The sequence below is a fragment of the Aeromonas rivuli genome, from assembly GCF_000820045.1.
In the GTDB taxonomy this organism is placed as follows: domain Bacteria; phylum Pseudomonadota; class Gammaproteobacteria; order Enterobacterales; family Aeromonadaceae; genus Aeromonas; species Aeromonas rivuli.
Map to the genome: position 1 here is coordinate 68,485 of NZ_CDBJ01000100.1, position 23,976 is coordinate 92,460.

The following is a 23,976-nucleotide window of genomic DNA, read 5'->3' on the forward strand; positions in this document are numbered from 1 at the left end:
CAAGCTCAGCTACGGCTGGGCTCCCTGAACGAACAATGGAACGAAAAATCCCGGCCTCGGCCGGGATTTTTGTTCATGCCTTGCCGGCATGCTCCTCGATGGGCTTATTGTCCCTGGCCCTGCAGGAACTCCACCGAGGGGGCGAAGAAGGCAGCCCCGGTCACGGCGCGGGTGAAGCGCAGCAGGTGATCGAAGTGGCCACCCTCGCCCTTGTACATGCTGGCCAGCATGGCATTGAAGTGCAGCGGGGTGCGGCAACAGGAGATGAAGTAGAGCCCCTGCTCACGCATGGTGCCCCAGGGCATGCTCTGGCGCAGTATCTCCATGGACTCCCCTTTGGGGGTCTTGAGATTGACCCTCTTTATATGAGCCGTGAGTGGTTTGGCGGCAGACTCATACTCCAGGTTGTCGACCTTGGTGCGGCCTATGATGTCCTCTTGCTCTTTGAGTGACAGCCGCTCCCAGTCGCTCATGGCATGTAGCCAACGTTGCACATGGACATAAGAGCCACCCGCAAACTCGCCACCGGCCAGCAGCGCCACTTCTCCCCTGTGTTCATCCTGAGGATTCTCGGTGCCATCGACGAAACCGGTCAAGTCACGGCAATCCTGATTGCGGAAACCCCGCACCTCTTCCACCAGCTCAACCTGGCCACCCAGCAGCGCCATCAGCCGTTGACCGGCATGATGCAGCACATCGACCCGGTCGGCACGCAGTTGCACGAAGAGATCGAAGGGGGTATGGGGCGCCTGCTGGCCATTGGCCTCCTGGGCCAGGAAACTGCGAAACTGGGGAGGGCGCGCCATGGGATAGAGACCATCCCAGGCTTCGGATCCCACCGCCAGCAAACCAGAGAAGCCGGCGTCCGGAAAGTCGGCGGTGACGGATTGCCACAGCGTTGGCACCTTGGCGAGGCGGCGAACCAATTCGGCACTGTCACCGACCCGGTTGAACATCAGATAGAGGGCATGCAGATTAGGCTCTGCGCAGATCCCGGTTTGGGCATTCATTCATCTCTCCCATGTGTAAGCATTGGTCGATCATAAAGTCGCCTGATTATAAAGCAATGGCCGATGGGATCCTTGATGTGACCCGGCACCTTGGCGCATCAGAGCGCGAACAGTACCAGAGGGTGTGGCGCCACCTGCACCCTGGCCTGCGCGGGGATCAGGGGTTCGCTGATACTGGCCTCCAGTGTCAATTCGCCACAGGCCAGCTGCACCCGGCAGTGATGGCCGAGAAACTGCTGATCCACCACCCTGAGCGGCCCCTCTTCATCCCCAATAAGCTGCAGCTGCTGGGGTCTGAGCATGAGTTGACGCCGCTCCCCCTGGGCCAGCCCATGGGGCTCGCTACCGCGGATCAGGCCAATGGCGGTCTGTACGCTATCGGCATCCACCACCTCGGCGGCCAGGTAGTTGACGCCACCGAGGAACTCGGCCACGAAGGGATTCTGCGGGCGACGATAGAGCTGCTCCGGCTCGCCCACCTGCTCGATGTGACCGGCGCGAAACAGCGCCAGCCGATCGGCGAAGGCGAACGCTTCCTCCTTGCTGTGACTGACAAAGACGGCCCCTATCCCCTGCCCCTTGAGCAAGGCACGGATCTCCAGGATCAACTTCATTCTCACTTGGGTATCAATGTTGGAGAAGGGCTCGTCGAGCAGCATGAGACGCGGCTTGCACACCAGCGCCCGGGCGATGGCGACACGCTGCTGCTGGCCGCCGGAGAGTTGATGAGGGTAGCGTTCCCCCAGCCCTTGCAGATTCACCAGCTGGAGCGACTCCTCCACGGTCTGGCGGCGCTCGCTGCGCGCTTGCCTTCCCAGGCCGAAGCCGATGTTCTCGGCCACGGTCAGATGGGGAAAGAGGGCATAATCCTGAAAGATCATGCCGATGTTGCGCGCCTCGGGAGGAACGCTCACCCCGGGACCCTCCAGCAGATGCTCCCCGAGCCGGATCTCGCCCTCTGCCAGGGGCAGCAGGCCGGCGATGGCCTTGAGCAGCGTGGTCTTGCCGCAGCCACTGGCCCCCAGCAAGCAAACTATTTCGTTGTCAGCCACTGACAAGGAGAGCTGCTCCAACACGTTATGACCGTTATAACGGCAGCTCACTTTCTCTATTTGCAAGCAAGACACGACTCAAATCCTCTTGTGTGAGAGTGGCCAGGGCACCTCATTCAAATTGGCTCAATGGCCCTGGCTATCCAGGCTGCGGTTGACCCAGATGAGCGGCAGCAAGCCCACCAGTACGATGACGATGGCGCCAAGCGCCCCGCGCTCCAGCATCTCGTCCGAGACGAACTGATAGACATGGGTCGCCAGGGTCTCGAAGTTGAACGGCCGCAGCAGCAGGGCGGCGGGCAGCTCCTTCATCGATTCGATAAAGACCAGCATGGCGCCGGCGAACAGGCCCCGTCGCACCAGGGGCAAATGCACCCGTCTGAGCATACCGCCCGCCCCCTGCCCCAGGGAGCGGGCCGCCATGTCGAGACTGGGGGAGACCTTGCCGAGGCTGCTCTCCACCGAACCGATGGCAATGGCGACGAAACGCACCAGATAGCCGAACACGATGGCGGTGAGCGTGCCGGTCAGCAGCAGGCCTGGCCCCTGAAGCCCAAGCCACTCGGCCAGATCGTTGATGCCAAAATCCAGGGCCGTGAGCGGCACCAGCACACCGATGGCCAGCACTGTCCCCGGCATGGCATAGCCCAGGGCGGCAAGACGCAGCGGGATCAGACTCTTGACCCCGCCATCGAGGCGGCGGAAGAAACCGAGCAGCAGGGCCACCCCCATGGCAAGCAGCGCCGTCAGGGCCGAGATGAGCAGGCTGTTACCGGCGAAGCGCACAAACTCCGGAGTCCATGACAGTGCAAAATAGCGCACCCCGTAGTCGAGCAGTATGGCGAATGGCAAGGCAAAACCGGCCAGTACCAGGCCCCAGCACCAGAGCCCGGCCAACCAGCGCAGCCCTCCCTTGAGCGGGTAGCGCAGCGGCGGTTCATGGCCCATGGATTTCTGGAAGACCTGCTGACGGCTCCGGGAGCGGCGCTCAAAGGCGATCAGCAAGACAACCGCCAGCAACATCAGGCAGGAGAGCTTGGCCGCCGTGGCCAGGCTGCCATAGCCGAGCCAGGTATCATAAACGGCGGTGGTCAGGGTATTGATGGCAAAGAAATGCACGGTCGCAAAGTCAGCCAGGGTCTCCATGGCCACCAGGGAGACGGCCACCATGATGGCGGGTCTGGCCAGGGGCAGACTGATGCGGCGAAAGCTCTGCCAGGGCGAACTGCCGAGCAGCCGACTGGAGTGGATCAGGCTGACCGACTGCTCCAGGAAGGAGGCTCGCGCCAGCAGATAGACATAAGGGAACAGCACCAGGGCCAGCACCCAGGCAGCCCCGCCGAGAGAGCGGATAGCCGGGAACCAGTAGTCGCCAGGCCCCTGCCAGTCGAACAGGGTGCGCAGCCCCGCCTGCACCGGACCGGAGTAATCAAACAAGTCCGTATAGACGTAGGCAACGATGTAGGAAGGCATGGCCATGGGCAGCATCAGCGCCCACTGCAAGGCCCGGCGACCCGGCACCTGGCACATGGCGACCAGCCAGGCGGTCGGTACCCCGAACAGCAGGCTGAGCGAGACGACGCCCAGCACCAGCAGCAGGGTATTGACGAGGTAGGTGGAGAGAACGGTATCGGCCAGATGGGCGAACAGATCCCCATCCGCCGAGAGCGCAGAAAACAGCAGTGCCAGAACGGGCAAAACCAGCAGCAGGGCACAGGCCCAGCCGCTGGCTATCCAACCAAATTTTTTCATGAGTCCACAAAAATGGATGGGGCCCCTGGCCCCATCTGATTACAGATCGAACTTGACTTCGTCGAGCAGCTGCAGCGCATCCTTACGGTGCTTGGCATAGTCGCTGACCGGCAGGGCATCGACCTTGAAGCTGCCCCAGGATTTGACCATGGCGGACGGCTCAACACCCGGCTTGACCGGATACTCGGCATTCACCTCGGCATACATGTGCTGAGCCTGATCACCGGAGAGGAACTCCATCAACTTCTGCGCTTGCACCTTGTTTTTGGCGTACTTGGTCATGGCCACACCGCTCACGTTGACGTGGGCGCCACGATTGGTCTGATTCGGGAAGTTGATCTCGACCGCCTCAGCCCAGGCCTTCTGCTCCGGATCCTTGAGCATGGCGCCCAGGTAGTAGCTGTTGCCCAGGGAGACATCACAGATGCCATCCTTGATCGCCTTGACCTGATCCCGATCGTTACCCTGAGGCGTGCGCGCCAGGTTGGCCTTGACCCCTTCCAGCCAGGTCTTGGTATCCGCCATGCCGTGATGAACGATCATGGAGGAGATCAGGGCGACATTGTACTCATGCTTGCCGCTGCGGGTACAAATTTTGCCTTTGAATTCCGGCTTGACCAGATCTTCGTAGCTGATCTCGGCAAGTTTGCCCAGACGCTCTTTGCTGGAGTAGATGGCCCGCACGCGAGTGGTCAGGGCAAACCAGCGATTATCCGGGTCGCGGTAGGCGGCCGGGATATTCTCCTGCAGCAGCTTGCTGTCTACCGGTTGCACCAGATCCTTGTCGACCAGATCGGTCAGACGGCTGATGTCCACGGTCAGCATCAGATCCGCCGGGGAGAGCTTGCCTTCACGCTCCAGGCGCTCGTTGAGCCCCTCTTTGGCAAAGACCACATTGACCTTGATCCCTGACTCCTTTTCGAACTGCTGGATGATGGGCTTGATCAGCTCATCCTGACGGTTCGAATAGACATTTACTTCCTGTGCAGCCATGGCGGCGGGAGCAGAAATGGCCGTCAATGCCAGCGCCAATAGTGTCTTCTTGATCATGGAGTCAATTCCTTGGGATGAACGCGAATAGTGAGAATTATTGTTGTTTGCATTCTGCCTGAGGAAATTGCCATATCGCAAGCCGATTACCGCATCTGCATCACAAATTTACTCAATGATAAATAAAAGGGCCGGATGGAATCCCATCCGGCCCTTTCAGCTGAGTTAACCGTCAATTAATGGCTGCTTTTCACCGTCACAAACTCCGGATAAGCATCCACACCACACTCGTGCAGATCGACACCCATCATCTCTTCCTCTTCGCTGACCCGGATCCCCAGGGTCGCCTTGAGCAGGAGCCACACCACCAGAGATGCGAGGAACACCCAACCGAAGATGACAGCCGCACCGAGCAACTGAGCGCCAAAGGTGGTTGCTGCATTGCTGAAGGGCACGACCATCAGGCCGAAGAAACCGCAGACGCCGTGCACCGACAAGGCACCGACCGGATCATCAATCTTCAGCTTGTCGAAGCTGACGATGGCATAAACCACCAGGCCACCGGCCAGGACACCGATCAGGCTGGCAAAGAGCGGGCTGGGTGAGGCAGGGTCGGCCGTGATGGCGACCAGACCGGCCAGCGCACCGTTCAATACCATGGTCAGGTCAGCCTTGCCCCAAGTCAGCTTGGTCACCAGCAGGGCGCCCAGGGCGCCGGTGGCGGCGGCGGCGTTGGTGTTGACGAACACCTTGCCGATGGCACTGGCGTTGGCCGCATCGGACAACATCAACTGCGAACCACCGTTGAAGCCGAACCAACCCATCCAGAGGATCAGGGTGCCCAGGGTCGCCAACGGCAGGTTGGAGCCGGGGATGGGGTAGATCTCGCCATTCTTGCCATATTTGCCACGACGCGCCCCCAGTACCAGTACGGCGGCCAGGGCGGCGGCGGCACCCGCGAGGTGCACTATGCCAGAGCCGGCAAAGTCGGAGAAGCCAGCCTCTTTCAAGAAGCCGCCACCCCAGGTCCAGTAACCCTCGACCGGGTAGATGACCCCAGTCATCACCACGCAGAACAGCAAGAAAGACCAGAGTTTCATCCGCTCGGCCACGGCGCCGGAGACGATGGAGGTCGCCGTTGCCACGAACACCACCTGGAAGAAGAAATCAGACTCGAGCGAGTGACTTGCCCCCTCGGCCTGAGTACCGAGCAAGGTGCCAACACTCGGCAACCAGCCACCGGCACCGTTGTCGACGTACATGATGTTGTAACCGATCAGCAGGTACATCACGCAGGCGATGGTATAGAGCAGGACGTTCTTGGTCAGTATCTCCGTGGTGTTCTTGGCGCGCACCAGGCCCGCTTCCAACATGGCGAAACCGGCGGTCATCCACATGACCAGGACCCCGGACATCAACAGATAAAAGGTATCCAGCGCAAAACGCAGCTCACTGACACTCTTGGCTAACTCTTCCATGACAATCTCCTAACAGCTTCCCTAATTCCAATGACTCACAGCGCTTCGTCGTCTGTCTCGCCGGTGCGGATCCGCACCGCCTGCTGCAGCTCATAGACGAAAATCTTGCCGTCCCCAATCTTGCCGGTGTAGGCCGCCTTGCAGATCGCCTCGATCACGCTCTCCACGTTGTCGCTGATGGTGGCAATCTCCAGCTTGACCTTGGGCAGGAAGTCGACCTGATACTCGGCGCCACGGTATAATTCGGTATGTCCCTTCTGACGGCCGAACCCTTTGACCTCGGAGACGGTCAATCCCTCGACGCCGAGATTGGCAATGGCTTCACGCACATCGTCCAACTTGAAGGGCTTGATAATCGCAGTAATCAATTTCATCTGGTTGCTCCCAATCCATGGTGTGTCGATATAGTGCAATCAATTCTTGTGCCAAGAATTTTTATTGTTATATTTCAACAAGATAAAATAATCACTGCCTAGTCCCTCTCCGCAGACTCTCCAAGGGGGAGCAGAGCGCCCCACGATGAGGCACCATCCTTAAACAAGGTTAAAAAATGCACCAAATTGGTTCAGTCACTCCATGCTAGTCATCTCGGAACACGTCACCCTGCCCTGGCATGAGTTGCAGTTTCAGGCGATGCGCGCCCAGGGCGCCGGGGGGCAACACGTCAACAAGACAGACTCGGCGGTCTGGTTGCGCTTCGATTACCGAGGCTCCCCCAGCCTGCCAGAACTCTATAAAGAGGGGCTGGACAGGCTCAGTGACAGCCGGGTACATGACGGCTTCATCCTGATCCGGGTCGAGACCCATCGCAGCCAGGACATGAACCGCAAGGAGGCCATGAGCCGACTGGTGGAACTGCTGACCAAGGCCGCCTGGCGACCCAAAGCCCGCCGAGCCACCAAGCCGACCAAGGGCTCCCAGCGCCGCCGAGTCGAAGCCAAGAAGCGCAAGGGCGACATCAAATCCGGACGAGGCAAGATAGCCCTGGATTGACACAGGCTGGCTGAGTGAGGAGTGATCTCCCTTCCAAAAGAGAGGGCTTTGCGGCGAAAAGATGAACATCAGATGAAGGCCACTCTCAGAAGTGCTTCAGAAGAGCGGGGGCATGATGAGTGCGTACCTGGATGGACATCACCCATGCACGTGCACCCATGTGACACTTCCAATCTGTTTTCTCGCGCCTCTTCCCTGGGGCGCTTTTTTTGTGCCCTCCTCCCTGGCTAACCCGCCTCATGACATGGGCAACATCCGGGAACAAAAAGGCCCGCCGAGGCGGGCCATGACCGGAAGGTGCTAACTTCGGGGGTCAATCAGATAGCGAGGAACAGACCCGCCAGGGCGGCGCTCATCAGGTTGGCGAGCACCCCGGCCAGTATGGCCCGCATGCCGTAGCGAGAGATGAACGCCTTGCGCTCCGGCACCATGGATCCCAGGCCGCCGATCAGGATCGCCATGGAAGAGATGTTGGCGAAACCGCACAGGGCGAAGGTGACGATGGCCTTGCTCGACGGGTCCAGGGTCTGATCCTGCACCAGCGCGATGAACGCCACGAATTCGTTGATGACGACCTTGGTGCCAATCAGAGCGCCAGCAGCCTGAGCCTGATCCCAGGGCACACCGATGAGCCAGGAGACAGGGGCAAACAGCCAGCCCAGGATCAGCTGGAAGCTCAGCTCCCAACCCAGCAAGCCACCGGCCCAGCCAAGCAAGCCGTTGAGCAGGGCTATCACACCGACGAAGGCCAGCAGCGTGGCTCCCACGGCGACCGCAATATTCAGACCTGACATGGCACCATCGGCGGCGGCTTCAATCACGTTGGTCGCACGAGGGATCTCCACATCCTGATGATGATCCTGTTCATCCGCTGCCGGCGGCACCAATATCTTGGCCATGGCCAGACCGGCCGGGGCAGACATGAAGGCCGCCGCGATCAGATACTTGAGCTCCACCCCCAGGCTGGCATACCCCACCAGGGTGCCGCCTGCCACGGAAGCGAGGCCACAGCTCATCACCGCGAAGAATTGCGAGTCGGACATCTTGGCAAGGTAAGGTTTGACCACCAGCGGAGCCTCGACCATGCCGACGAAGATATTGGCGGTGGCTGAGAGGCTCTCGGCCCGGCCAGTGCCGAGCAGCTTTTGCAGACCGCCGCCGAGCAGGGCGATGATCCTGGTCATCAAGCCGATGTGATAGAGGATAGCGATCAGCGCCGAGAAGAAGATGATGACCGGCAGCACATTGAAGGCAAAGATGAAGCCGAGTTTGAACTTGGCCAGGTCCCCAAACAGGAAGGCGATCCCCTCCTGGCCGTAACCGATGACGCTGCTCACGCTGTCACTGACGGCATTCAATACCCGCTGACCGGCGGGAAGCCAGAGCACCAAGGCGGCGAATACGATCTGCAGGGTGAGGGCACCGCCCACTGTTCTCAGTGGGATACGACGGCGATTGTCAGAGCAGAGGGTGGCGAGCGCCAGTATGCAGAGCATGCCGAGCAGGGCTATCATGGGGACTCCATCGGGGGGATTTCAGATGGGCGCGGATTCTGCCCCCCTCCCCTGATGACTGCAAGCTAGCAAGGTTATCAGTCTGTTACCAACCACCTCTGCGCCAACCACCCGGATCCAAGCACTTGATTCCCCTCGTCTTATTTCGCTCCCACCCACAACTGTTTACGCATGGAAACAATCATTCCTCCAGGCCGGACAATGCTTGTCCCAACCAGGGCGCCAGACGCTGTTGCCAATAGGGTGGCGTACCGAATCCCTCTTTGAGGAAATCGATGAAGAGGCGGATCTTGGGATCCAGATGTTCTCGGCGGGCATACACGGCATGGACCGCCATCTTCTGGCTCGGACGCCACTCGGGCAGCAGCGGGATCAGGGCGCCCGATTGCAGCTCCTTGTCGAGCAGATAGTTGGCGATATAGGCCACCCCCAGCCCGGCCAGCGCGGCGTCGCGTACTGCCTCCGCCAGATCGACCCTGTAGTTGCCCGCCACCTGCACGCTCTGGCGCTCCTTCTCCTTGCGAAAGTGCCACTCCTGATAGCGTCGCTCCCGGCTCTGATAGGTGATGCAGTTGTGACCTAGCAGATCTCGCGGCGTGAGCGGCGTGCCGTGGCCGAGCAGGTAATCGGGGGAGGCCGCCAACACGAAGCCGATATCGGCCAGGCGCTGGCCTATCAGCCCCAGGGGCTTGTCTTCATAGGTGGTGATCCAGAGATCCAGTCCCTCATCCACCAGATTGGTTCGGTGATCGAACAGGGAAACCTCCAGCTCCAACTCGGGATAGCGCTGCTGGAAGGCCTTGAGGCGGGGGATCACATGCAATCGGCCAAACGACTGACCCACCCCTAGATGCAGTACGCCACTCACCTTGCCGCGTCTGTCCGCCACCATGGACTCCGCCTCCTGCGCCTGCGCCACCAGGGCGCGGCAGTGGCGGGCATACTCCTGCCCCAATTCGGTCAGAGCGAAACGGCGGGTGGTGCGCTGCACCAGCTGGGCACCGAGATCGGCCTCAAGCTGGGCCAGCTGCTTGCTGATGTGGGACTTGGAGACGCCGAGCCGCCGGGCGGCGGCCGAGATGCCCTGTTCGCGGACCAGGGCATCGAAGATCAACATTTGCGGGAGTCGGTGCAGCACGATATGACCTGAACAAGGGAGCGGGGCACCATTATTCCAGAGCCGCCGCTCAGGGGGTAGCGGCGAGTGCCTGCCGTAGCTGCGCGAGCAGAGGATCCTCATCCGGGCGCTGGCGCGATCCATAACTCGCCAACAGCTGGCCATCCCGTCCGATCAGATACTTGTGAAAATTCCAGGCTGGCGCCTCCCTGGCCGCCAGCGCCAGTCCCTTGAACAGAGGGATAGCCTGATCGCCACGCACCGAGACCCGGTTGAACATGGGGAAAGTGACCCCATAGTCCCGCTGGCAAACTGCGGCCGTCTCCCCCTCCTCCCCCGCTTCTTGCTGGAAGTCATTGGAAGGGAAGCCGAGGATCAGCAACCCCTGGTCACGATACTCTTGGTTGAGTGCCTCCAACCCCTTGAACTGTTTGGTGTAACCGCAATAGGAGGCGGTATTGACCACCAGCACCACCTTGCCTTGGGTGAGCTGGCACAGGTTGTGGCGCTGGGTGCTGTTGAGCTCGCGCTGCTCCCCGGCAAAATAGTCGGGGCAGCCAGCCAGGGCAGAGTGACCCCAGAGCAGCAATATGAGTGCGATTCCCTTCATGCTCTTCTCCTTTTTTCATCTGACCCCGGGCTGCTCACCAAGAGTGGGTCAGTGGTTATGGTCAGCCTCTGAACTCTCTACGCAGCAGGCGGGGCTTTGGCTCAATCCACCCATGACTCAGCGTAGTGCCATGCCGGTCAGCCAGCCGTGCCCCCAGAAGATCAGTACCACTGTGGCCACCAGGCCCAGACCCAGGCTAGTCAGCGTCCCCTGCCAGCTTGCCTCGGGACGCGCCACCCTGCCCCAGTCACGGATCGATATCCAGATGATGCTGACCAGCGCCCAGAGCCCCAGGCCGCCAAACAGGATCAGAGAGCGGGCCTCGGCATTGACCAGCAGGTGAGCGCCACTCCAGATCAGGACACCGAGCAGCTGGGGATGACGCAACCAGCGCCGGAAATGGTTCGCCCCCTGGCCCGAGCAGAGCAGGATCATCGCCAGGGGCATCAGCCCCTGCACGGCCGCCGGCCCCCAGGAGGGCGGGAAGTAGAGCGGCATCGGGTAGAGGCTGCGCCAACCGGCCACGATGCAGCCGATAGCGACCAGCAGCAGCAGGGAAAACATCCCCTTATAACGACTCTCCCCCAGACGCGCTCTGAGCCGCACCCTGTGGGCCTGGGCAAAGCAGGGGTAGAGATGCACCAGGGCGAACAGCAGCACTCCCAGCATCAGCAATAGCATGGCGACCTCCTTGAATGTCTGGGAACACTATGACGCAAACGGGCCTGATGGCCTATAGAAACAGCCGTCGGCTCCGTGGGGGATTGAGAAGGGAAAGGGCGGATAAAAAGATGCCGGCCAGGGGCCGGCATTGAAAAGCGCCATACCTGGAGATATGGCGACGGGATCAGAGCTTCAGTTGGTAAAGAGCCGCCACGTTACGGGAGGTCAGCGTCAGATTGGTGCTGGCGGTTTCCAGTGCCTCCGGCAGCGACATGGCCCGGTTGACCACGGCGAAGACGGCATCTATGCCATGTGCGTGGACCACGCCACAGTCATCGGTCAGGCAACCGGCGATGCCGATCACCGGCTTGCCAAACTGCTTGGCGCAGCGCGCCACCCCCATGGGGGTCTTGCCATGTATGGTCTGGCTGTCGATGCGCCCCTCGCCGGTGATGACGAGATCCGCATCTTGCAGCACGCTGGCCAGATCCAGGGCCTCTATGACGATCTGGATGCCCGGCTTGAGCTCGGCGCCCAGCAGACCCACCAGCGCGGCGCCCATGCCACCGGCGGCACCGGCCCCCGGAATGTCCTTCACCTGGCAACCCAGGGCCGCCTCGATGCAATCCGCGTAGTGGCTCAGGTTGTTGTCCAGTTGCACCACCATCTCGTAGTTGGCGCCCTTCTGGGGACCAAACACGGCCGAGGCCCCCTTGGGACCGCAGAGCGGGTTGTTCACATCGCAGGCCACCTCTATGGTGAGATCCGCCAAACGCGCATCCAGCCCACTCAAGTCGATCGTCGCCAGCTCGGCGAGGGCGGCGCCCCCGAAGCCAATGGCGCTGCCGTCCGCCTTGAGCAGCTTGCCGCCCAGCGCCTGGATCATGCCAGCGCCGCCATCATTGGTGGCGCTGCCCCCTATGCCGAGGATGAGGTGAGTCACCCCCAGATCCAGGGCGGCCAGGATCAACTCACCGGTACCGAAGCTGGAGGTCAGCAGGGGGTTGCGCTGCTCGGGCGCCACCAGATGCAGGCCGGAAGCGGCTGCCATCTCGATGACGGCGCGCTTGCCATCCCCCAGCAGGCCGAGGAATCCCTCGACCCTGTTACCGAGCGGGGCCGTCACTTCGGCGGTCACTATGCGACCGTCGGTGGCATCGACTAGGGAACGCACCGTGCCCTCGCCACCATCGGCCATGGGCAGCTTGACGTAGGTCGCATCGGGCAACACCTGTTTGAAACCCGCCTCGATGGCGTCGGCCACTTCCATGGCACTCAGGCTTTCCTTGAAGGAGTCAGGGGCAATTACAATTTTCATATCAATTCCTTAGGCAACACCAAGTACGCCAAACATCAGGGTAGAGACAACTGTAATGGTCAAACCGACTGCCGTTTCGTAAGGGATAAGCTTCAAGCGCTCGCTGATGCCCATGTGGACGCTGCCGCCCGTTGCATGGAAGAAGGAGCCATGGGGCATGTGGTCGAACACTGTGGCACCGGCGTGGATCATGGCGGCACCCGCCAAGCCACTGATGCCGAGTTCGAGCAGGGTCGAACTGAAGACGTTGGAGGCGACCACAGTCCCGGCGGTGGTCGAGGCGGTCGCCAGGGACATCAGGGCACCGGAGATGGGGGCCAGCAGGTAGGAGGGCAGACCCGAGGCAGTCAGGCCGCTGATCAGTACATCCTTCAGCCCCGAGTTGGCGATGATGCCTGCCAGGGTACCCGTACCGAGCAGCATGATGGCCACAGGTGCCATACGGGCCAGACCCGAGACGGCAAACTGGTTCACCTTGCTGAATTTACCCATCATGAGGGCGCCTACCAGGCCACCCAGGGGCAGGGCGATGAGGGGATCCACCACTATGCCAGCCACGGGACGCAGGGCCAGCAGCAGTATGGCCACCAGGGGCGCACTGATGGCGGCGGCAAAACCGGGCAGAGCAGCCTGATCGACGCTGACCACTTCCTCGGCGGTGACCTTGGTACCCTTGTTGTTCAGACGCTTGGCCAGCCAGTAGGCCATGACCAGACCGAAGATACCGGGGATGATGCCAGCCGCCATGACGGAGGTCAGGGGCAGATGGAAGGCGTCCGCCGCCGCGATGGCGTTGGGATTGGGGGACATGACGTTACCCGCCTTGCCGCCGCCTATCATGGCGAGCAGTATCGCTGGCTTGGAGAGGTCGGCGCGCTGGGCAATGGCCAGCGCGATAGGCGCTACGGTGATGACGGCAACGTCCACGAAGACGCCGACCGCGGTCAGGATCAGCGTCGCCAGGGCCAGGGCCAGCAGGGCCCGGGTCTCTCCCAGTTTCTTGATGATGGTTTCGGCGATGGTGGTAGCCGCCCCCGATTCAATCAGGACGCCAGCCAGCACACCGGCGGCCAGGATGCGCATCACCGCTGTGGTGATCCCCTGGGCGCCGCCTATCATCAGGGCGACGGTCTGGGTCAGGTCGGCGCCGCCGATCAGACCCCCCGCCAGGGCTCCCACTATCATGCCGTAGGCGGGCGGGACCCTCTTCAGGATGAGAAAGATGGCGATGGCGAGCGCCGCTAGGGCGCCGATGGCGGTAACTGGGATCATGACAGGCACCTTTTTTATGTGTGGGGTTCAGGTGTCGTCATTATCGGGAAATCAACCGGAAATACTTTGTAAAAAAAGACAAAGACAACGGTTTTACATTGGCCTTATTTGTACATTACGACAAATTCACTCTCCGAGACTGAAACCGAGATAGAGTAAAAACTTATCATCTAACTTGTTGATATTTAAACCTGTTATCTGCTCAATCCGAGTCAGCCGATAGCGCAGGGTATTAGGATGAATGAACAACAATTCCGCAGTACGATGCAGATCACAATCCTGCAAGAAATATTGGCGCAGCGTCTTGTGCAGGACTCCCTTGCTGTCCTGTTTCGCCAGGGTGCGCAGGGGTGCCAGCAGCTGAGTCGCCTGCCAGGAGTCCGCCAGACTACCGAGCAGCACCGGCAGGCGGTAATCCTCGAAGAAGTAGACCTGCTTGCGCGGCGCCTGACGGCGACCCCGGCGCAGGGTATCCCGGGCAGTCTGGTAGGAGAGCACCAGACCCTCGATGCCAGGGAAGTAATCCCCCACCCCGATGCGCACCTTGAAGTCCGGGATCCGCGCCAGTAGCTGCTTGATGCGGGTCCGCTCCTGACTCGATTGCCAGACCCCATCGTTCAGTTGAGCGGGCTTGAGCACCACTATCTCGTCCAGACCATTGATGGCCACCAGGTTGTCCCGCTCCGGGTATTCGAGCAGCTGCACCAGCTCCCGTAGCCGGGCAGGATCGGCCTCTTCCAGGCTCAACACGGCCACCACCCTCGGCTTGGCCAGGTCCAGCGCGAGAAAATGGGCCGCCTGTTGCAACTGATCCACCCGCCCCTCCCCCCGAATGAGTTGCAGCACCAGCTCCTCCTTGTGGCGCTTGTCCCACTGCAGCTGCTCGGTGAGGGCGGCCTGTTCGAGGATCAGCTCAGCCGTCATCCGCACCAGCTCGGCATAAGCACGAACGATGTCCGGGTCACCGGAGATACCGATGACACCGATGAGCGCCCCCTGATAGGCGATGGGCAGGTTGATGCCAGGCCTCACCCCCTTGAGCTGCTGGGCGGTCGCCTCGCTGATCTCCACCACCCTGTTGTCGGTCAGGGCCAGCACGGCCCCTTCATGGCGCTGATGCAGACGCTCCGGGTTACCGGAGGCAATGATCAAGCCCTGTTCGTCCATGACGTTGACGGAAAAAGAGAGAATTTTCATGGCCCGGGTCACGATCTGGCGGGCGAGCTGCTCATTCAATTGCACGGTAGGCTCCTGTGGATGGCTCCCCCGGAAGGATGGTCTGGCTGCATCCATTGTCACATCATCAAGACAAGCGAGGGGGGGATCGCTAGAATAGGCCACTTTACTCGATGTGAGCCTCGAGGTGGTGTCCCAATTCGGGCTCCTGTCTGGTCTCCATCCGAGCGCCAAGCTGACGAGAACCTCTTTTATGGACTATGAATTTCGACGCGATCCCTTCGGTGGCTATCGCGCCCGCTTCTCCATGGGCCATGAGGCCATAGGCCAGTGGCTGATCGACGAAGTGGGCAAGGATGAAGAGAAGCTCGACGAGCTCTTCGGCGTCATCGACCAGCTCTCCAATCGCACCCTGATGGAGTACAAGATGCTGGGCGGCGACTACTCGCTGCTGCTGACGATAGAGGAAGCCGAGGTCAAGGCCAATGTCCTCAACATAGCGCTGGATGAGGATCTCGACGACCTGGCCTACTACGATGATGAACAGCTGGCCATGTGCGGGCTGGAAGATTTTGCCCAGGTGCTCAGCTCCTGGCGCGCCTTTATCCGTAACGAAGATATGGGCTGAACAAACCGATCAAGGGCGAGCATGCCCTTCGCAACCCAACAGGATTGACTATGTCTATTTACGATTTTGATGACGAATTGCCGGAAGAAGAAGATCAGGAAGAGAGTGGCAAGAAGCCTGCCGCTCCTGCCAAGAAGAAGGGCAAGCAGGTCATGAACACCCAGGTGAACCTGAGCCCCCGTGATGCCAGCCGCCTCAATGGCATGCATATCGAAGCCATCTCCACCCTGGACGATGTCAGCCTGCCGAAGAACGTCATCTTCAAGGCGGGCCTCATCGCCCTGGGCGAGCTGGCGCCGACCAAGCGGGCCGATATCATAGCCCGTGTGATTGCCGAGTCCGGCCGCTAAGCCGCCCCCTGCCTTCACCCATAAAAAGACCGGCTCAGGCCGGTTTTTTTATGGGCAGCCGTGCCCCCTGTCTCTCCCCCTGTAACCAAAACCCCTCTGCCCCGGTCTGTGTTTCTGTGTTGTTGATTGCCAGGATCACCAGAGGAGTTCCCCATGCCCGGTATTTCCCCCTGTTTTGCCCTGATATTGTGCACCCTCTCGGCCACCGCCGGTGCCGCCAGCCTGATCGTTGAGAACGGCCTGCCCTCTCCCCTTATTGGCTGGCCCGAAAAATCGTTTCAGGGGCACACCCGCTACAGCGACGTCGAGGAAGCAGGAGGCATAGTGCTGCGGGCCGAGGCCGATGGCAGTGCCTCCGGCAAGTTTCTGGATCACACCATCGATCTGAACAAGACCCCAATTCTGAGCTGGCGCTGGAAGGTGGCCACCGTCGCCGACGGGCATGCTGACGAGCGCAGCAAGGCGGGGGATGACTATCCGGCTCGCCTCTATCTGGTGGTCAAACGCGGCCTGTTCGGCCTCTCCAGCAAGGCCATCAACTATGTGTGGTCTGCCCATCAGCCCCTGGGCAGTCATTGGCCCAATGCCTTCACCGAGCAAGCCATCATGCTGAGCGTGGAGAGCGGCCCGGCTCATGCGGGGCAATGGGTCAGCTACCGCCGTGATGTCCGCGCCGACCTCGCCCGTCTGCTGGGGGAGCCGATCGACCAGATAGACTCCATCGCCATCATGACAGACAGCGACAACGGGGGCGGCCTGGCCCAAGCCTGGTACGGAGACATCCGCTTCTCGGCCAGATAGGCAGGCCAGCTCGGACGACCGCCACGCCATTCACCCCACCTTTTCCATCCGTTTGCCACCCGGATGCAGAAGGAGTCATTGTTGTCTTCCCACTTCATCCCTTGCTATGCTCTGCGCCCTTTTAGTGCGCCGGAGCCCGGATTTGTCTCTCCCTATCGATATGCTTGTCTGGGCCCTGCTGGCTGCCAGCACAGGGCTCACCCTGGCCAGGCAGTGGCACGCGGGCGCTCTGCTACTCGTACTTTGTCTGTTGGCCGCCCTGCTGATGGGGCGACTCAGCCCCCTCGCCCTCAGTCTGGTCGTGATGGGACTCACTCTGGCGGGCAACCTGCATCGCCTGCCCGTCTCCTGTCGCCCCGCCGCCCGGGGGCTGGTGCTGCTCTGGGCATTGGCACTCATGCTCCACCAGCTCCCCGGCTTCGACAATTTGAAGATGTTGGACAAGGTGCAGGCGGGACCGGCCAGCGTCCCCTTTAGCCTCTATCTGAATCTGGACAAGCCCCTGGCCCTGTTCGGCCTGCTGCTCGCCTGGCGAGATCTGCTGGGGCCGGGAGGCCTGATACGCTGGCGGCCGCTGCTCCTGCTCACCCTTCCCCTTGCGGGCTTGCTATTGACGGCCTGGGGAGTGGGCGCCCTCAAACCCGAGGTGGGCCTGCCCAGCTGGTGGTGGCTGTTTGCCCTCAATAATCTGCTGCTCACTTGCGTCTCGGAAGAGGCGCTGTTTCGCGGCTGCCTGCAACAGCGGCTGAGTGAGCGCTTCACCCCCTTGACGGGCTTGCTGATCGCAAGCGGGCTCTTTGGCATGGCCCATCTGGCTGGCGGCCCGCTGCTGGTCGGCTTCGCCACCCTGGCCGGGCTCTGCTACGGCTTGGCGTTTCACTGGAGTGGTCGCCTGAGCATCGCCATCGCAGTCCACTTCCTGTTCAACTTCGCCCACCTGGCTCTCTTTACCTACCCCCTGGCCAGTCGCTAAGCCATGAAAAAAAGGGCCCCAATCGGCCCTATTTACCCCCTCCACTCCCTCAGGCCAGCGGGTAGCTGGCCGCCAGACCATTTTCACAATGCCAGTTGGCCCACAGCTTGCCATCGCTGCCCATCTGCAGGGTGGCGAAGTTGCGAGTGCGCAGGTAGACGGGGGCACCGAACGGCTTGATAAGCTCGGTGCGGATCAGCCGGCTCTCGTCGAGATACTCGGGGTCGTCATTGGTCATGGCGAGGATCCCCATCCACTGGAACTGGGTCGGGCAGGGATGCACTATGCCGGAGGAGACCAGTTGGTGCACATTCATCACCCCCTTGCCCACCCGCCGGTCCTGGATCACCCCGAGGCAACCCACGTGCACATCCCCGGACAGGATCAGGGTTCTGGACGCCCCCTTGTCGGCCTTGCGCCGCTGCTGGGCGTTGTCCAGCAGTCGCATGATGAGGCGGGCCCGCTCCCCCTCGTGGGCCTTGGCGCGCCAGTGATCCTTGAGATCGTCGGTCAGCTCCTCCTCCCAGGGGGTGGCATCCAGCGCCGCCTCGGTGAAGGAGAAGTCCCGATAGACCACCGGCACCCCCGCCATCACCAGCAGGTGCCCCTCGCTGCAGGCGGCCAGGGCGCTATTCACCTGATCCCACTGCCCCCGGCTCATCACCTGGGTTTGAGTGCGGGTTGCCCTGTTGTCCAGCGCCAGGATCTGGTAACCCCGGAATGTCAGACGCCAGGAGTGGTGACTCAGGGCCGCCGGATCCAGCAAGGATCCATTGGCGCCGGAGCGCAGCTGGAACAGCCGGAAATACCTGGCGGCGGCGGCGTAGATGGCGCGATAGACCTCGCAGCCCTGCAAGTCGGCGGGGTAGCTGCCCCAGCCATCGAAGATGTCGTGATCGTCCCACATCATGGCATTGGGCACCCGGGCCAGCATGCGCGCCACCTCGGGGCGGCCCCACTGCTTGCAGTAGAGCTCGCAATAGAAACGGTCGAGCTGCTCCTCCATGGTGCGGGTCGCCTTGCGTTTGACCTTCTCGGTTCTGTCCAGCTCGTTCCAGGCCTTCAGGGTCGGCACCTGGGTCCAGAAGGAATCGGCATAGACCTGATCGCCGCCCATCAGCAGCAGGGAGAAGGGGTGCGCCTGGTGTTCGGCGGCAAGCTTGTCCCACATGGCGTAGGGCTGGGGGGTGGAGGTGAGCAGCTTGAAGTCGGAGAAACCGTTGCAGGAGGCATAGCCAATCAGCACCTGATCCTTCAGGCCAGGCAGATGAAACTGCCATTGGCTGGCCCCGGCCAGATCCTGGGCGGGCACCCCGTCCAGCAGGATCTCGTAGCCTATGGTGCTGGTCTTGGCCTTGGCGGGGGCCGACCAGAGCGCTCGCCAGAAGCCGCCTTTGGGGGTATCCGCCTGCTTGCTGGCGGCCAGCAGCTTGCCATTGACCCTGACGTCAGCCCCCTTGCACTCCGCTCCCGCCAGAAAACAGATGCTGTATTGTGTGTCGGATTCGAGCCCCAGCAGGGGGCCCATTACCAAAGTTGTCATCGCTTATCCCTCCATGATTTCACCCATGCAGCATAGCGAAACAGACCCCTTTTCATACTGACCAGCTGGGCCGCCCCACCTCAGACGGCGAAGGGGGCGATCACGCCTTGCCCTTGAACTGCTTGACGCTGCGCTTGTTGGCGGTGCGGCGATTCGCCTGCTTGTCCCTGGGGGCTCGCTTGCCTTCCCCGCTCGCAGGCTGGTCGGTCACCGGGAAGCCTTCAAGCTCGGCCAGCGCCAGCTCACGACCGGTCAGGGTGCGGATGGCGGCGAGGGTCTCGGTCTCGCCGTGGCAGACCAGGGACATGGCGAGCCCCTTGCGCCCGGCGCGGGCGGTGCGGCCGATGCGATGCACATAGACGGGGGCATTGGCGGGCAGGTCCAGGTTGATCACCACAGGCAGCGCCTCCACGTGGATGCCGCGCGCCATCAGATCCGTGGCCACCAGTACCCGCACCTTGCCCGCCTTGAAATCGGCAAGCGCCTGCTCCCGCACCACCTGATCCTTCTCCCCGTGCAGGGCCGCCACCGCTATGCCCGCCTTGGCGAGCTTTCTGGCCACGGCGTCGGCATCGTCCCGCGCGCTGATAAACACCAGCACCTGAGGCCAATCCTGTTCCTTGAGCAAACTGATCAGCGCCGGCACCTTGCTGCTCTTGTTGACCAGATGGAGCCGCTCCTCGATCTCGCTCACCAGGCTGTTGAGGGGGGTTGCCTCGATGCGCACCGGGTTCGTCAGCAGGCCGGTGGCCAGGGTCTCGAGCTCGGTTGGCAGGGTGGCGGAGAAGAGCAGGTTCTGCCGCTCGGTCGGCATGGCGTTCATCAGCCACTGAATATCGGGCCAGAAGCCCATCTCCAGCAGGCGATCCGCCTCATCCAGCACAAGGGTGCGCAGGTGGCTCAGTCCCAGCAGCCGCTGGGCCAGCAAGTCCCGCAGTCGCCCCGGGGTCGCCACCAGCAGTTGCGGCCCCAGGGCCAGCTCGCTCTGTTGCTGCTCCTGGGCCACGCCGCCGCACAGGGTCAGGAGACGCAGCCCCAGCGCCTCGGCACCGCCCTGCAGCGCGGCGCTCACCTGGGTCGCCAGCTCCCGGGTCGGCACCAGCACCAGCCCCTGTACCCGATCGGAGGCCGAGTCCAGCCGTTGCAGCAGCGGCAGGCCGAACGCCAGTGTCTTGCCGCTGCCGGTCTGGGCCAGCGCCAGCAGATCCTGACCCTTCAGCGCCGCCGGAATGGCAAGCTGCTGGATGCGGGTCGGGGTATGCAATTCGGCAGGCAAGGCGGCCAGCAGGGCGGGATCGAGGTGGAGTTCGTTAAAGGTCATGGGGCTACGCGGCAGGAAGAAGTGGGAGGCGAAGTCTAGCCAGCCTGACCCCATAAGTAAAAGGTCGGTGAGAAGAAGTGGGGGGATATGGGCCAGCCAGTCTGTTCACCTCAACCCTGAGGGCCACGGCGCCCGCAATAAAAACGGCCTGCATCAGCAGGCCGTCGGCAATCAGGGCAAGACGAAACTTACAGGGCGGCCAGGGCGGCGGCGTAGTTCGGCTCGTCGGCCACTTCGGCCACCAGCTCGCTGTGCAGCACCTTGTCGTTTTCATCCAGCACCACGATGGCACGGGCAGCCAGGCCCACCAGGGGACCGGAGGAGAAGGCAACACCGTAGTCCTGCAGGAAGGAGACGCCACGCAGGGTGGAGAGGTTCACCACCTTGTCCAGACCCTCGGCGCCGCAGAAACGGGCCTGGGCGAACGGCAGATCGGCGGAGATGCACAGCACCACTGTGTTGTTCAGGGCGCTGGCCTGCTCGTTGAACTTGCGCACTGAGGTGGCGCAGGTCGGGGTATCGACGCTCGGGAAGATGTTCAGGATCTTGCGCTTTCCGGCGAAGGTCGCCAGGGTCGCATCGGACAGATCGCCAGCAACCAGGGAGAAGGGCTTGGCCTGCTCACCGGCAACGGGGAAGTGGCCGGAGACGGAGACGGGGTTGCCTTGCAGGGTGACGGTATTGCTCATGTTAGGTCCTTGATTATCGATGGGGGATCCAGGGTTCCCAGTATAGGCCCAGCGGCAGGGGACAAACACCCGCTAACAAGAGGGATTTGTTGCCGCCCTGTCTCGCCCGTCCCGCTGAGAGGGTGCAAAGAGGGGCTTGACCTTGGACTTAACACCAAGGTTTACACTGGGCTCAGACATAAGGGATCCCGCAGGGGCGGGATCCACTCAAGAGGGACTCATCATGAGCAAATCCTGCTGCAGCCATTCCCATGCCGCCCCCATCAAGGCCATCGGCAAGGCCGCCCCCCATCAACACGAACACGGGCACGACAGCCACTGCTGCGACAATGCGGCCCCGGTCAGCTGCTGCGCCAGTACGGCCTCCCATGCCCATCAGGAGCAGGAGGTAAACGAATCACCGGGGGATGAAGAGCCCCCCAGAGGAAGTTGTCAGAGTCAGGGTTGCTGTGACTCGCAGCCGGCTCATGACCATAACGACCATGCTGGTCATGATCATCAGTCGGTCGCCGACAGCCCCGAGCCCCTGGCTTCGCCGACCCAGAACAGTCGCCGCCACAGCTGGCAGGTGCTGGGCATGGACTGCCCCAGCTGCGCCCGCAAGATAGAGACCGCCGTCGGTCGGGTGGCCGGCGTGCAGCAGGCCCGAGTGCTGTTTGCCACCGAGAAGCTGGTGGTGGATCTCGCCCCCGGCCTCTCCCCCGACCCCGTCACCGCCGCCGTGCTGGCCGCTGGCTTCCGGCTCAAGGGCGAGGCCAGTACAAAAGCCGCCGATGACAAGCATCGCAGCCCCTTGCTGACCCTGATCGGCAACTTATTTGGCAAATATGGGCAACCCCTCTCCCTGGCCTCCCTGATGTTGGTGGCGGCCCTGCTGCCGGCCCAGTTTGGCCAGCCGCTCTTTACCCTGGCGACACTTTGGGGGCTCTGGCCCGTCGCCCGCAAGGCCTGGGCCTTGACCAAGAGCGGCTCCCCCTTCGCCATCGAGACCCTGATGACGGTGGCGGCGCTCGGCGCCCTCTTCCTCGGCGAGACCGCCGAGGCGGCCATGGTGCTGCTGCTCTTCATGCTGGGGGAACACCTGGAGGCCTACGCCGCCGGTCGTGCCCGCGCCGGCGTCACCGCCCTGATGGCCCTGGTGCCCGACCAGGCGCTGCGCATTCGTACCACCGCAGAAGGTGAAATACGGGAAGAGGTGGCCGCCGACGCGCTGCGCCCGGGCGACATCATCGAAATCGCCCCCGGTGCCCGCCTGCCTGCGGACGCTCGTTTGCTGGATCCCCTCGGCGCCTTTGACGAGAGCGCCCTGACCGGCGAGTCCATCCCGGTGGAGCGCCGCCAGGGCGACAAGGTGCCCGCCGGCAGCCTGGCGGCGGATAGGGTGCTACGCCTCGAGGTGGTCTCAGAACCCGGCAACAACGCCATCGATCGCATCCTGCACCTCATCGAGGAGGCCGAGAGCCAGCGCGCCCCCATAGAGCGCTTCATCGACCGCTTCAGCCGCTGGTACACCCCGGCCATGATGCTGGTCGCCCTGCTGGTGGTGATAGTGCCACCGCTCGCCTTCGGCCAGGGCTGGGACGAGTGGATCTACCGCGCCCTGGCGCTGCTGCTCATCGGCTGCCCCTGCGCCCTGGTGATCTCCACCCCGGCGGCGGTTACCTCGGCGCTGGCGGCGGCAACCCGCCAGGGGGCCCTGATCAAGGGCGGTGCGGCCCTGGAGCGACTGGCCCATATAGACACTGTCGCCTTTGACAAGACAGGCACCCTGACCCTGGGCAAGCCCCAGCTGACCGAGCTGACAAGCCTGGATGGCCGACCGGAGGCCGAACTGCTGGCCCTGGCCGCCGCCATAGAGCAGGGTTCCCACCATCCCCTGGCCCGCGCCGTGGTGGCTGCCGCAAGCGAGCAGGGGCTGACCCTGGCCAACGCCCGGGATCTGCGCGCCCTCCCCGGCATGGGGGTAGAGGGGCGCATCGACGGCGTCCTCTGGCAGCTGCTGGCCCCGAGCCGGATCCCCGATCTCAGCGAGGCCATCAGCCAGCAGATCGCCGCCTTAGAGCGCCAGGGCAAGACGGTGGTGGTGCTCTGTCAGGCACCCTCACCCCACCCTCTCCCAGAGGGAGAGGGAACTGCTCTCACCACACCGGTCGCCCTGCTGGCGCTGCGCGACCAGATCCGGCCAGAGGCCGCCGCGGCACTGCAGGAGCTCAGGGCGCTGGGGCTGCAGAACATCATGCTGACCGGGGATAACCCCAACGCCGCCGAGGCCATCGCCAGCGAGCTCGCCATGGAGTGGCGCGCCAGCCTGTTGCCCGAAGGCAAGGTGGAGGAGATAGCCAGGCTCGCAAAGACCCGCAAGGTGGCCATGATAGGGGATGGCATCAACGACGCCCCCGCCATGAAGCGGGCCAGCATCGGCATCGCCATGGGGGGCGGCACCGACGTGGCGCTGGAGACCGCCGATGCGGCCCTGACCCACAACCAGCTCGGCGGCCTCGCCGCCATGATCCGGCTGTCGCGTTCGGCGCTCGCCAACATCCACCAGAACATAGCGCTGGCGCTGGGGCTCAAGGCCATCTTCCTGGTCACCAGCCTGCTCGGCATCACCGGGCTCTGGATAGCGGTGCTGGCCGATACCGGCGCCACCGCCCTGGTCACCGCCAACGCCCTGCGCCTGCTGCGCAAGCGCTAAGCAGCAATATCACCGGCCACGGCACTGCCCC

At 62.5% G+C, this 23,976-nt stretch carries 22 protein-coding genes; 6 read left to right on the plus strand and 16 right to left on the minus strand.

All coding sequences use genetic code 11. The features are described 5' to 3' along the window. Positions 1 to 104: 104 nt before the first annotated feature. The 6 genes from BN1130_RS20125 to glnK all read right to left on the minus strand — a co-directional run bounded on the left by BN1130_RS20125 (position 105) and on the right by glnK (position 6,656). Positions 105 to 1,010, minus strand: coding sequence for a Dyp-type peroxidase (locus BN1130_RS20125; RefSeq protein ID WP_042044221.1), 906 nt, complete (start codon positions 1,008 to 1,010; stop codon positions 105 to 107). Between the two features lie 98 nt (positions 1,011 to 1,108). Further along, positions 1,109 to 2,137, minus strand: coding sequence for an ABC transporter ATP-binding protein (locus BN1130_RS20130; RefSeq protein WP_042044222.1), 1,029 nt, complete (start codon positions 2,135 to 2,137; stop codon positions 1,109 to 1,111). A gap of 51 nt (positions 2,138 to 2,188) precedes the next feature. Next, complete coding sequence (locus BN1130_RS20135; protein WP_042044223.1) at positions 2,189 to 3,814, minus strand: ABC transporter permease; 1,626 nt, start codon at positions 3,812 to 3,814, stop codon at positions 2,189 to 2,191. Between the two features lie 39 nt (positions 3,815 to 3,853). Beyond that, entirely contained in the window at positions 3,854 to 4,861 is a 1,008-nt protein-coding gene (locus tag BN1130_RS20140) for a Fe(3+) ABC transporter substrate-binding protein (RefSeq protein WP_042044411.1), read from the minus strand. Positions 4,862 to 5,040: 179 nt separating this feature from the next. Continuing rightward, complete coding sequence (locus BN1130_RS20145; RefSeq protein WP_042044224.1) at positions 5,041 to 6,282, minus strand: ammonium transporter AmtB; 1,242 nt, start codon at positions 6,280 to 6,282, stop codon at positions 5,041 to 5,043. A gap of 35 nt (positions 6,283 to 6,317) precedes the next feature. Further along, positions 6,318 to 6,656 (minus strand): P-II family nitrogen regulator, encoded by a 339-nt coding sequence (gene glnK / locus BN1130_RS20150; protein ID WP_005904813.1) that lies wholly within the window; start codon positions 6,654 to 6,656, stop codon positions 6,318 to 6,320. Between the two features lie 202 nt (positions 6,657 to 6,858). On the opposite strand from glnK, the gene arfB reads away from it, so the two are divergent. Further along, positions 6,859 to 7,275: an alternative ribosome rescue aminoacyl-tRNA hydrolase ArfB gene (gene arfB, locus BN1130_RS20155; RefSeq protein WP_042044226.1), complete on the plus strand. Its 417-nt coding sequence runs from the start codon at positions 6,859 to 6,861 to the stop codon at positions 7,273 to 7,275. Positions 7,276 to 7,592: 317 nt separating this feature from the next. Here arfB and BN1130_RS20160 read toward each other — a convergent pair whose 3' ends face one another. The 7 genes from BN1130_RS20160 to BN1130_RS20190 all read right to left on the minus strand — a co-directional run bounded on the left by BN1130_RS20160 (position 7,593) and on the right by BN1130_RS20190 (position 15,011). Further along, positions 7,593 to 8,789: a NupC/NupG family nucleoside CNT transporter gene (locus BN1130_RS20160; RefSeq protein WP_042044227.1), complete on the minus strand. Its 1,197-nt coding sequence runs from the start codon at positions 8,787 to 8,789 to the stop codon at positions 7,593 to 7,595. Positions 8,790 to 8,970: 181 nt separating this feature from the next. After that, complete coding sequence (locus BN1130_RS20165) at positions 8,971 to 9,906, minus strand: LysR family transcriptional regulator (protein WP_042044228.1); 936 nt, start codon at positions 9,904 to 9,906, stop codon at positions 8,971 to 8,973. Positions 9,907 to 9,976: 70 nt separating this feature from the next. Beyond that, positions 9,977 to 10,516, minus strand: a complete 540-nt coding sequence (locus tag BN1130_RS20170; RefSeq protein ID WP_042044229.1) for a glutathione peroxidase — start codon at positions 10,514 to 10,516, stop codon at positions 9,977 to 9,979. Positions 10,517 to 10,633: 117 nt separating this feature from the next. Then, the gene (locus BN1130_RS20175; protein WP_042044230.1) at positions 10,634 to 11,197 is read right to left on the minus strand and encodes an NnrU family protein; all 564 of its coding nucleotides are present in this window, start codon (positions 11,195 to 11,197) and stop codon (positions 10,634 to 10,636) included. A gap of 166 nt (positions 11,198 to 11,363) precedes the next feature. Then, entirely contained in the window at positions 11,364 to 12,497 is a 1,134-nt protein-coding gene (locus BN1130_RS20180; protein ID WP_042044231.1) for a glycerate kinase, read from the minus strand. Positions 12,498 to 12,506: 9 nt separating this feature from the next. Beyond that, entirely contained in the window at positions 12,507 to 13,769 is a 1,263-nt protein-coding gene (locus tag BN1130_RS20185; RefSeq protein WP_042044232.1) for a GntP family permease, read from the minus strand. A gap of 126 nt (positions 13,770 to 13,895) precedes the next feature. Further along, entirely contained in the window at positions 13,896 to 15,011 is a 1,116-nt protein-coding gene (locus BN1130_RS20190; RefSeq protein WP_042044233.1) for a sugar diacid recognition domain-containing protein, read from the minus strand. Positions 15,012 to 15,198: 187 nt separating this feature from the next. On the opposite strand from BN1130_RS20190, the gene BN1130_RS20195 reads away from it, so the two are divergent. The 4 genes from BN1130_RS20195 to BN1130_RS20210 all read left to right on the plus strand — a co-directional run bounded on the left by BN1130_RS20195 (position 15,199) and on the right by BN1130_RS20210 (position 17,697). Then, entirely contained in the window at positions 15,199 to 15,573 is a 375-nt protein-coding gene (locus BN1130_RS20195; RefSeq protein ID WP_042044234.1) for a YacL family protein, read from the plus strand. Positions 15,574 to 15,623: 50 nt separating this feature from the next. Beyond that, on the plus strand, positions 15,624 to 15,923 hold the full coding sequence (locus BN1130_RS20200; protein ID WP_005905686.1) for a hypothetical protein: 300 nt from the start codon (positions 15,624 to 15,626) through the stop codon (positions 15,921 to 15,923). Between the two features lie 153 nt (positions 15,924 to 16,076). Next, positions 16,077 to 16,724: a DUF3047 domain-containing protein gene (locus BN1130_RS20205; protein WP_052448274.1), complete on the plus strand. Its 648-nt coding sequence runs from the start codon at positions 16,077 to 16,079 to the stop codon at positions 16,722 to 16,724. 106 nt (positions 16,725 to 16,830) lie between these two features. Continuing rightward, a complete protein-coding gene (locus tag BN1130_RS20210; RefSeq protein ID WP_084218273.1) occupies positions 16,831 to 17,697 on the plus strand; it encodes a CPBP family intramembrane glutamic endopeptidase in 867 nt (288 codons plus the stop codon). Positions 17,698 to 17,746: 49 nt separating this feature from the next. Here the strand turns inward: BN1130_RS20210 and BN1130_RS20215 are convergent, their stop codons facing one another. The 3 genes from BN1130_RS20215 to tpx all read right to left on the minus strand — a co-directional run bounded on the left by BN1130_RS20215 (position 17,747) and on the right by tpx (position 21,250). Next, positions 17,747 to 19,240, minus strand: a complete 1,494-nt coding sequence (locus BN1130_RS20215; protein ID WP_042044236.1) for an alkaline phosphatase D family protein — start codon at positions 19,238 to 19,240, stop codon at positions 17,747 to 17,749. A 100-nt stretch (positions 19,241 to 19,340) separates the two neighbouring features. After that, entirely contained in the window at positions 19,341 to 20,561 is a 1,221-nt protein-coding gene (locus tag BN1130_RS20220; protein WP_042044237.1) for a DEAD/DEAH box helicase, read from the minus strand. A gap of 188 nt (positions 20,562 to 20,749) precedes the next feature. Then, a complete protein-coding gene (gene tpx / locus BN1130_RS20225) occupies positions 20,750 to 21,250 on the minus strand; it encodes a thiol peroxidase (protein WP_042044238.1) in 501 nt (166 codons plus the stop codon). A gap of 223 nt (positions 21,251 to 21,473) precedes the next feature. Here tpx and BN1130_RS20230 point away from each other — a divergent pair, with 223 nt between their 5' ends. Continuing rightward, positions 21,474 to 23,945 (plus strand): zinc/cadmium/mercury/lead-transporting ATPase, encoded by a 2,472-nt coding sequence (locus BN1130_RS20230; RefSeq protein WP_042044239.1) that lies wholly within the window; start codon positions 21,474 to 21,476, stop codon positions 23,943 to 23,945. The last annotated feature ends 31 nt before the right edge of the window (positions 23,946 to 23,976 follow it).